The sequence below is a fragment of the Rhizobacter sp. genome (assembly GCA_021153565.1).
In the GTDB taxonomy this organism is placed as follows: Bacteria; Pseudomonadota; Gammaproteobacteria; order Burkholderiales; family Burkholderiaceae_C; genus Albitalea.
In genome coordinates this window covers 1-9,756 of the sequence record JAJKJU010000086.1, presented here as the reverse complement: position 1 = coordinate 9,756, position 9,756 = coordinate 1, and the positions used below count along the sequence as shown (strand labels likewise).

The 9,756-nt window shown below is 66.9% G+C and carries 7 protein-coding genes; 1 reads left to right on the top strand and 6 read right to left on the bottom strand.

Translation table 11 applies throughout. From position 1 onward, the window contains the following. Positions 1 to 158: 158 nt before the first annotated feature. The 6 genes from AC30NL_RS05500 to AC30NL_RS05475 form a co-directional block, all read right to left on the bottom strand. A complete protein-coding gene (locus AC30NL_RS05500; protein WP_489463007.1) occupies positions 159 to 965 on the bottom strand; it encodes a CsgG/HfaB family protein in 807 nt (268 codons plus the stop codon). 237 nt (positions 966 to 1,202) lie between these two features. After that, entirely contained in the window at positions 1,203 to 3,332 is a 2,130-nt protein-coding gene (gene mdoH, locus AC30NL_RS05495) for a glucans biosynthesis glucosyltransferase MdoH (protein WP_489463006.1), read from the bottom strand. Further along, complete coding sequence (locus tag AC30NL_RS05490) at positions 3,332 to 4,888, bottom strand: glucan biosynthesis protein G (protein WP_489463005.1); 1,557 nt, start codon at positions 4,886 to 4,888, stop codon at positions 3,332 to 3,334. Before AC30NL_RS05490 ends, mdoH begins: the two co-directional genes overlap by 1 nt. 220 nt (positions 4,889 to 5,108) lie before the next feature. After that, complete coding sequence (locus AC30NL_RS05485) at positions 5,109 to 6,479, bottom strand: sigma 54-interacting transcriptional regulator (protein WP_489463004.1); 1,371 nt, start codon at positions 6,477 to 6,479, stop codon at positions 5,109 to 5,111. Between the two features lie 226 nt (positions 6,480 to 6,705). After that, entirely contained in the window at positions 6,706 to 7,326 is a 621-nt protein-coding gene (locus tag AC30NL_RS05480) for a hypothetical protein (RefSeq protein WP_489463003.1), read from the bottom strand. Further along, the gene (locus AC30NL_RS05475; protein WP_489463002.1) at positions 7,323 to 8,759 is read right to left on the bottom strand and encodes a sensor histidine kinase; all 1,437 of its coding nucleotides are present in this window, start codon (positions 8,757 to 8,759) and stop codon (positions 7,323 to 7,325) included. Before AC30NL_RS05475 ends, AC30NL_RS05480 begins: the two co-directional genes overlap by 4 nt. Before the next feature lie 308 nt (positions 8,760 to 9,067). Between AC30NL_RS05475 and AC30NL_RS05470 the strand changes: the two genes are divergently transcribed. After that, positions 9,068 to 9,607 (top strand): hypothetical protein, encoded by a 540-nt coding sequence (locus AC30NL_RS05470; RefSeq protein ID WP_489463001.1) that lies wholly within the window; start codon positions 9,068 to 9,070, stop codon positions 9,605 to 9,607. The last annotated feature ends 149 nt before the right edge of the window (positions 9,608 to 9,756 follow it).

Genomic DNA, 9,756 nt, shown 5'->3' with positions numbered 1-9,756 from the left:
TCGTTGCAAATGCTCGCCATAGCCCGGGCTATGGCTGCGCTTTGCGCCTAGATCAGGTGCCTTTTGACGCGCTGCTCGGACACGCTCGAAAAACTCTCAGCACTCAGAGTGCGCGAGCTTGGGCGCTGCAGCGCGTCCCCATGCTGTGCAGGCTCGCTTCAGTTGGCCTGACGAGCGGCTGAATCGCGTACCGGCTGCTGTGTCGTCTGTTTGCTCGACGCTCCCTTGTCGCGCGCGGCCATCAGTCGCGGCAGCAGCTGGTTCCATGCGTCGACGAGCGCAGCAGCCACGGGCTTGGCCTGTGGCGTGTCGAGCCAGCCACCCTGCAAGGCGACCAGGCCGCCACCCAGGATGATGCTGCCCACACCGGATGTCTCGTTGGTACCGCGTCCGAACGAGGCAGCGACGATCTCGCTGGTGCGTGCGTCGATGACGCTTATCACGACGAGCGCCTCGCGCAAACGCGTCTCGCCGCCGATGCCGCCGAGCAGGTTGCCGAACATGGCGCCGACGGCGCCCTTGTTGCCCCCAGTCTGCTCCATGAACACGATCTCGGCGCGGATCATGTAGTCGGCCGCGGTCACCGACGCCATTTGGCTCTTGCGCTCCAGTCCCTGCTGCTCACGGATCTTGATCTCGTTCTCGAGCGCTGCGAAAGCCGCGCCACGCTCGACGACGATGAAGCAGCGAGTCTGCATCAGCAGCTGCCTCACCAGCGGGGCCATCGAGCGCGGCAGTCCGGCCGAGCTCAGAGCTTGGGCATTGTTGTCGGCCTCGGTGATGGCAACTGCTCCGACCCGCTCGCTGCAGCGCGAGACGCGGTCGTCGCCGTTCGCGATCTGCATGTCGATCGGACCGCCACTGCGGGTCTTCTCGCTCGCGCACGATGCAACGCCAGCCAGGGCGGCCACAGCTGCGATCGAGGCTGCGCAGCGGCGCAGGGTTTCGTACTTCCAACTTCTCATGAGCCCATTAGACCTGCCGTACCGGCGCTGCCACGCAAAAAGCCCACAAAGGACATGGCCCAAAACAATTTTCCGTTTTGGGGGCGCAGGGCGGGCGCGCTGCGGCGTTGCTCCTCGCTTGTGTGGCTCGCTACACGGCGCAAGCGCCTGGCATCGCATCCCGCCCTGCGCCCCCAAAACGGAAAATTATTCCGGGCCATGTCCAAAGCAGCCGGCTGTTACTGCGTTTGACAACGCCTATGACGAACGCGCACGCTCGATTCCGAGGCTCCAATTCGCCGCGAGCCGGTCGCGAAGATGTGCGATGTGCTGCGGCTCGCTCAACAGCCGCATGCGCTCGGCCGGCGACACCGCTTCGGCGTCCTGGTCCTGCAGCACACGCTGTACCAGCCGGCGGCGCGCGCGGCCGCGTACGCCGGTCTCCGTGTTGCGCGTACCCATCGATAGCCGCACGACTTCGAACAGCCACGGATCGGTGACCACGTCGGGCCAGCGAGGAGCGGGCGGCGTTTGACGAGCGTGGGTCCAGGCTTGGCGCAGCACTGAGGGCGTGCGCGATTCCTCAGGCGTCATGAGCACGCCGAGAGCGCGCAGGCGTTCGCCTGGCGCCACACGGCTCGTCAGAACTGCGAGCGGCGCCGCCAGCAGCAGCGGCAACGCCACCGGCAGCAGCCACACGGCGACACGTGGATCGACGGCCAGCGCGACGGCGAGCAACCCCAGCACGATGCCGCCAAACGGCGCGAAGCGGCGCACGGCATCGGACCATTCGATCGCCTCGGCTTCGCGCGGCGGCGACTTCCAGTTGAGACGCAGGCCGGTGAGCGCGACCAGCACGAAGATGCTGTGCGCCATCATGCGCACCGGCGCCTGCAGTACGGAGAGCGCACCTTCGAGCAACGCGCCTTGGATCAGGCCCGCCACGCCGCCGTACTGCGCCGACTCGCCCTTGAGCACGATGGTGACGACCCCCAGCACGCGCGGCAGCGTCAGCATCGTCACGGTGCAGGCCCACAAGGCGATCATCTCGATCGGCAAACCCTGCCCAGCGCCGATCACCGCCTCCCCGCTCGCGAGCCACGACAGCATGCCGAGCAGTACGAAGGCAAGCCACAGCGGTGCGGACAGGTAGGCCATCGCGCCAGTGGCGAGCATCGCGCGGTGTACCGAATGCAGGCCGGGCTCGGCGATCAGGCGGGCGTTCTGCAGGTTGCCCTGGCACCAGCGGCGGTCGCGCTGCAGTTCCTCGATCAGGTTGGGCGGCTGCTGCTCATAGCTGCCGGGCAGATCGGTCACGAGCCACACGTGATAGCCGGCGCGCCGCATCAGCGCAGCCTCGACGAAGTCATGCGAGAGGATGTCGCCGGCCAAGCCGCCGTGCCCCGGCAGCGGGGCGAGCGCGCAGTGCTTCATGAAGGGCTCGACGCGGATGATCGCGTTGTGGCCCCAGTAGTGCGACTCGCCGAGCTGCCAGTACTGCATGCCGGCGGTGAACAGGCGTCCCGTCACGCGGCCGGCGAATTGCTGGGCGCGGGCATGGATCGTGGAAAGACCGCAGGCCTGCGGCGCGGTCTGCAGAATGCCAGCGCGCGGATTCGCTTCCATCAGACGCACCAGCGACAGCAGGCAGCCGCCGCTCATCACGCTGTCGGCATCGAGCACGACCATGTAGCGGTAGTTGCGGCCCCAGCGCCGACAGAAGTCGGCCACATTGCCGGCCTTGCGCCTGCTGCGGCGCTGGCGCCAGCGGTAGTACACCCGCGCGCCGTCGCCGCAGCTGTCGCGCAGCTGGCCCCACGCGGCCAACTCGGCCGCGCGAATCGATGGGTCGTTCGTGTCGGACAGCAGGTACACGTCGAACAGCCGCGAGGCTCCGGTGGCTGCCAGCGATTCGCAGGTGGCCCGCAGGCCTGCGAACACCGCCGCGACGTTTTCATTGCAGATCGGCATCACGATGGCCGTGCGGGCATCGGCGCGGATAGGGCGGTTTTCTACGCTTGCCGCGGACAGCGCGTGCCGATCGCCGCGAAGCTGCACGATGAAGCCCATCATCGCGGTGACGAAGCCGGCTGTGACCCACGCGAACAGCAGCGTGTAGAGCATCACCTGCCCGATGCGAAGCGCCCACTGGTCGGTGGCGGTCTGCGCATGAGCCAGCAGGCCCGCCGCGCCGAGGGCCGACACGCCGATGGCGATCAACAGCGCGCGGCGCCGGCGTGCGGCGGCACCCTCCCACTGCGTCGCGCTCCCTGCGGGTCCGGTCAATCCCTGTTTCATTCCGGCGAAGAAGCCGATCCACGGCTGCGGCACCATGGCACCGCGCCGGATCGCAGGCACGCTCGCTGTGGCCGGACGTCGGGAACGCATCAATCGGCTGGGATGAACGTGGTCCATGTTTCTGTGAGAGCGTGTTGGTCTTGTTGCAGAAAAGCGCGCAGTTCGACCGGCTGTGCCGCGTCGATGCGCTGCACTCGCAGGGTCATGCGCCAGGCGCCGGTCGCCTCGTTGCGATAGGCGTTGCGCTCGAGCAGCCGCGCATTACCGCCGGGTGTGACGACGGCTCGCACGTTCGCTTGCGCCGGCAGCGCATCGAGGGCCGGACCGGCGAAGTCGACGACGTACTGGAATTCGCCCTTGTCCTGCTTCTCATAGCCGCGACCGAGGCGCGATTGCACAGTCCAGCCATTTGGTGGCCGCTGTTGCTCATCGCCCTGGAAGACGATGCGGTATGCGAGGTCCAGCGGCTGGCCCGGCGGCGGCGGCTGCGCCGGCACCCAGAAGGCGACGACGTTGTCGTCGAACTCGCCTGAAGTCGGAAGCAGCAGCAACTCGACACGGCCGGCTCCCCAGCGTCCTTCGGGCACGACCCAGGCGCTGGGCCGGTGTTCGTAGCGCGCTTCGAGATCCTCGTAGTTTGCGAACGCGCGATCGCGCTGCATGAGTCCGAAGCCGCGCAGCTCGCGCACAGCGAAAGAGGTGGCCACGGCGCGGCCTGGGTTGACCAGCGGCCGCCAGAGCCACTCGGTGCCGCCTTCGCCATCACCGGTGGCAAGCATCAGGCCATCAGAGTCATGCACCTCGGGGCGGAAGTCGTCCTGCCGCCTCGTGTTCTCGCCATGGTGGAACATGCTCGTGAGCGGTGCGATACCAAGTGTTGTCACGCCGGCGCGCAGGAAGATCCTGGCGTGCACCTGCACCTGCGACTGCGTGCCGGGGACCAGCGTGAAGCGATAGGCGCCGGTTGCGCGCGGCGAGTCGAGAAGCGCATGCACGACCAGCTCGCGTGCATTGGCCGCGGGCCGCTCGATCCAGAACTCCTTGAAGCGCGGGAACTCCTCGCGGGCGGCGCCGGTGGTGTCAAGCCCCAGGCCGCGCGCCGACAACCCGTAGCGCTGGCCGCCGCCGACGGCGCGGAAATAGCTCGCGCCGAGGAACACGGCCAGCTCGTCTTTGTAGGCTTGCGTGTTCAGCGGGTAGTGCACGCGAAAGCCGGCGTAGCCCGCATCGGCCCAGCCCGCCGGACGCAGCCGGTTCTTGCCGTAATCGAAATCGGCCGGATCGAAGCGGATGTGGCGAGCCTTGCCGGCCACGATCTCGTTGATCGCGACCGGTTCGTTGAAGAAGCCGCCGGGGTGAAAAAACATCACCTCGAACGGCAGGCCGTCGCCGCGCCACAGCGCGTTCGAGGGCTTGAAACGGATGTCCCGGTACTGGTCGTAGCTGAGTGCCGCCAAATCCTTGGATACCTGGGGTGGTGGCCGGTACGCGACGGCGGCTTCGGCTTGCGCACGCGCAGCAACGTCGTCGAAGCCGAAGGCACTGACGAGCTTGGGTGACGCGGCCAGCGCCAGCGCGCAGCTGAACGCTGCAAGCCAGCGGGGCAGCGGACAAAAGCGGACGGTCGTCGACTTGGTGACGAGCAAGTGTTTGATCCCCTCGAAAAACTCTCAGCCTCTGAGGACTGCCGAAGCAGTACTCATAGCGACCTGCGTGCCATCGAGGTAAACGTCAATTGAATCAATGACTTGCGCTCGAATGGGTGCCGTCGCGCGGACGCATCGGTGCCCGACCTGTCGCCGCTCGGCGACAGTCAGCGGGGTCTTCTTCTGCAAGTGCCTGCTGAGAAAGGGATTACCCGCGTCGCTAATCAGCGACAGAGGAATCGGCGGACATCGATTCCGAGCGGAACTGACCGGGGGTCAACCCGTGCTTTTGCAACAGCCGATAGAACTCGGTGCGATTGCGGTCGGCCAGACGGGCCGCGTCCGACACATTGCCATCTGACAGCTTCAGCAAGCCCACGAGGTAGTCGCGCTCGAAGCGCTGGCGTGCCTGCGCGAGGGTCAGGATCTCGACACTCGGGATGCGCAGCGCGCGCTGCACCAGCGCCAGCGGGATCAGCGGCGTGGTGGCGAGCGCGCTGACCTGCTCGACCACGTTGTAGAGCTGGCGCACGTTGCCCGGCCACGAGGCGGTGGTCAGCGCCTTCAGCGCGTCGGGGGCGAAGCCGTTGAGCTTCTTGTCGTACTTGCAGGCCAGCTTGCCGAGAAAGTGGTTGGCCAGCAGCGGAATGTCCTCGCGTCTTTCGGCCAGTGTGGGCAGTGTGAGGGCAACCACGTTGAGGCGGTAGAAGAGGTCCTCGCGGAACTGGCCCTGCGCCATCGCGGCATCGAGATCGCGATGCGTAGCCGACAGGATGCGTACATCGATCGGGATGGACTGGGTCGCGCCGACTGGACGCACCGAGCGCTCCTGTAACACCCGCAACAGCTTCACCTGCAGCGCGGGAGGCATGTCGCCGATCTCGTCGAGAAAGAGCGTGCCGCCTTCAGCGGCCTGGAACAGACCTTGGTGGTTGGAGAGCGCGCCCGTGAAGGAGCCCTTCATGTGACCGAAGAGCTCCGACTCGAGCAGCGCCTCGGGAATGGCGCCGCAATTGACAGCCACGAACGGCCGACCCGCGCGCGGGCTCGCCTGATGGATGGCCTGGGCCAGCAGCTCCTTGCCTGTGCCACTGTCACCATGGATGAGCACGCTGGCATCGGAGCGCGCGACCATGCGCGCCTCGGTCAGCAGTGCGCTCATCCGACTGGAGCGGCTCATGATGTCCTCGCGCCACGCCTCGCCATCCAGCCGCGTCTTCACGCCGGCGGTGGTCGACAGCGCCTGCGCGATCTTGTCGAGCAGCGCCTTGCCGTCGAATGGCTTGGTGAGGTAGCTGAACACGCCTCGCGAGGTGGCCTCGACCGCATCGGGAATCGTCCCGTGCGCGGTGAGCAGGATGACAGGCAGCGAGGGGTGGCGGGCGCGGATCTCATTGAACAGCCCCATGCCGTCGACACCCGGGAGCTGCACGTCGCTCAGGACCAGGTCGGGGCACTCGATGGCGATCTGGGCCAGCGCGGCTTCCGCGGAAGGCACGGCTTTCACCCGGTAGCCGGCAGCGGTGAGCCGCATCGACAGGAGCTGCAGCAGGTCGGGGTCGTCGTCGATGATGAGGACTTGATGGGTCATGGGCGCAACTCCCCTGCAGGCAACGTCCGTTCGGGGCAGGCCCTTCGATACCTCAGGGCGAACGGAAGGCGTTGCGAAATGATCGAAGCCAAGACCCGTTCGCCCTGAGGTATCGAAGGGTTGGGCTGAGGTATCGAAGCCCTGAGCGCGCAGGTCGTCCGTTGCCTCAAGGCGAACGGAAAATGTCGCTCCGCGACCCGGGGCAAAGCGTGAATGTGCGCCAGTCTCATGGCGGCGTCCCCTTTGCACCCGCTGTTGAAGGCGGTGTGCTGCCTGCCGGGCGCGCAGTGATGCTGTGCTCGATGGCCTTCAGTGCCTCAAGTTTCTCGTTGAGCTGATCCAGCTTGCGCTGGTTATCACGCGTCTGCTGGTTCTGGCGCTCGAGCTGCTCCTCGACACGGCGCTGTTCGGCGTAGCGAGTCGCAAGCAAGCGCCCGAAGGGCTGCCAAGGCGCGGCCTCCGGCGAGGTGGAGCGTAGCAATGGGTCCAGAAGTGCGAGCGCGCGGCCAACGTCGCCGTTGCTGCGCGTCAGGCCCAGCAGCAACGCCGTCTGCACCGTGGCTTGAGGATTCGCCTGCGGGTCGCCGAGGCGCGCCAGCTCCTTGCCGACCTCCAGGGGTGAGAGCTGCCGAACTTGATCGTGAAACGCCAACATTTCCCGCATGGCCACGTCCGCCGGCGGGGAGGAGGGCGCCTGCGCGGCTGGCAGCGGCGCGGCTGGCGGCAGTGCAGGCGCCGCCGTCATCTGAGGCGGCGCGGGCGTGGACACGATGTGCTGCACCGGCGGCGGTGCAGCACAGGCTGCCATCAAAAGGCAACTCAGCAAGACGCACGAGCGTCGGATCATGGTTCAGTCCTGGACAAGATGGGCAGATGAATGCCAAAGGTGGCGCCGGGCCCGTCGGGTAGCAATTCGATGTGGCCGCCATGAGCAGCGGTGTATTCGCGCACGATGGACAATCCGATGCCGCTGCCGCGCGCCGCGTCGCGCGGCTGGCGTTCGCCGCGATAGAACGGCTCGAACACTCGGTCTCGGTCGGCGGGCGCGATTCCGGGCCCGCCGTCGGCGATTTGGATGCGCACCACACCATCGTGTTGCGACAGCTCGAATTCGATGGTACCGCCCTCGGGGCTGAAGCGGATGGCATTGGACAGCAGGTTGCCGAGCGCGGTGGCGAGCTTGTCGGGATCGACTTCGGCCCACACCGGTCCACCGGCCACGCCGATGCGCAACTGGCGTGCCTGCGCTTGCAGCCGCTGCTCGTCGATGACCCGCTGCAGCAGCGCGCCCATCTCGACGCGGCGGCGCTGCAGCTCGCGCGCTTCGAACACCGCCGCGTTGAAGCGAAGCAGGTTTTCGATCTGGCTCTGTAGCGTGCAGGTGTTTTGCCGCAGGATGCGCGCCACCTCGCGCTGGCTGGCGCTCAGATCACCGGTAACGCCGTCCTCGAGCAAGGCAACACCCTCGCGCAACGCTGACAGCGGCGTCTTCAGCTCGTGCGATACATGGCGCAGAAAGCGCGCCTTGTCGGCGTCGAGCTCGCCCAGGCGGATGCGTAGCGCATCGAGGCTGCGGCCGAGTCGGCGCACGTCTGCGGGGCCGCGGATCTCGATCGGCTTGTCGAGGCGGTTGGCGCCCAGGCCCTCGATCGCCGACTCCAGGCGCTTCAGCGGCCGCGACAGCCAGACTCCAAAGGCCAGCGCCATCACCACCGCAATGGCAATCGCGCCGAGCACCTGGCGCCCAAGCTGCAGGCGGCCCGCTTCAAGCTCGGCGCGCAAGTCATCGTTGCGCGAGCGCATCACGAGCTGCATGTGCTCGGCGATGTCGCTGTTGATCGCAGCCAGCTCGCGAAAGATTTCCGTGAGCTGCTCGTCTCGCCTGTGCGCAGTCGAGCGTGTGCCGGGCAGCTTGGCCGCGATGTCGGCTGCTGCAGCACGCCAGTCCGCGGCGAGCGAGGCCGGAAGCTGGTTGGTCTGCAGTCGATCGAGCGCACCGGATGCTTCACTCGTTGCGGCATCGAAGCGGTCATGCAGCACCGGGTCGTCGAGCACGAGGTACTGGCGTGCCGCGCGCTCCATTGCCACGCTTCGCTCGGCGAGGATCTGCACCCCGGCGGTCGCCTGCACGGCCCGCTCGGCGCCGTCGCGGCTTTGTGAGATCAGGCGCTCGAGGGTGAACAGCCCATGCAGCGACGCGGACGCCAGCAATGCCGCGATGAGCAGGAAAGCGACCAGCATGAGCTGGCGGAAGGAGGCGCGATGCAGCGGAAGCGTCATGCGACGATTGTGTCGGGTGCGATTGAACGGGCCGCCATTCTGCAGGGTCGGCAAAGCCTGCCGCCTGGCGGACCGCATCGTGATCCGTCCGTCCTGTGAATGAAGCGCTTACGGAACCGAAGCCTGCAACTTCTCAGCCTCTCAGCCTCTCAGCCTCTCAGGCTTGAAAGGCATGTCCTACGCCCGAAGTCGTACCCGTCCGATGGGCCGGCCCCGGCATTCCGGGTGCAATGGCCTTGGCGACGACCTCACCGAGCACGCATCGGGTCGTCCGTCTTCAACCCCAGCAGGATCAGGAGAAGTACGCCATGAACACAGATAAACCCCAAGCCAAGGGCGAGCCCAGGGATCGGGACATGAATCGCGATCCGATCAGCGGCACGCCGGGCTCGCACCCGGTGGGCACAGGCGTCGGCGCTGCAGCGGGCGGCATTGCGACTGGTGCGGCGGTGGGATCGGTCGCCGGTCCCGTCGGCACGCTCGTGGGCGCGGCGGCGGGTGCTGTGGCCGGTGGACTTGTCGGCAAAGGCATCGCGGAACACGTCGACCCGACGGGCGAAGAATCCTATTGGCGGCAAAGCTATTCAACCCGCCCGTACTACGACGCGGCATGGAGCTATGAGGATTACAGCCCGGCCTACAACTACGCGCTGCAGAACTACGACACCTACCGCGGGAGGTCCTTCGACGAAGTCGAGTCTGACCTCGGTCTCGGCTGGGACAAGGCCAAGGGCAATTCGCGCCTCACGTGGGAACGCGCCAAGGAAGCCACGCGCGATGCCTGGCACCGCTTGAGCAACGCAGTTGAACGTGCCGTCCCTGGGGATTCCGACCACGACGAGCGCTGATTCACCCTGCGCCCGTATCGGCGGGGCGCTTAGGACATGGCCCGGAATAAGTTCCCGTTTTGGGGGCGCTGGGCGGGATGCGATGCAAGGCGCTACTAGCGCCGTGTGGCGAGCCACACAAGTGAGGAGCAACGCCGCAGCGCGCCCGC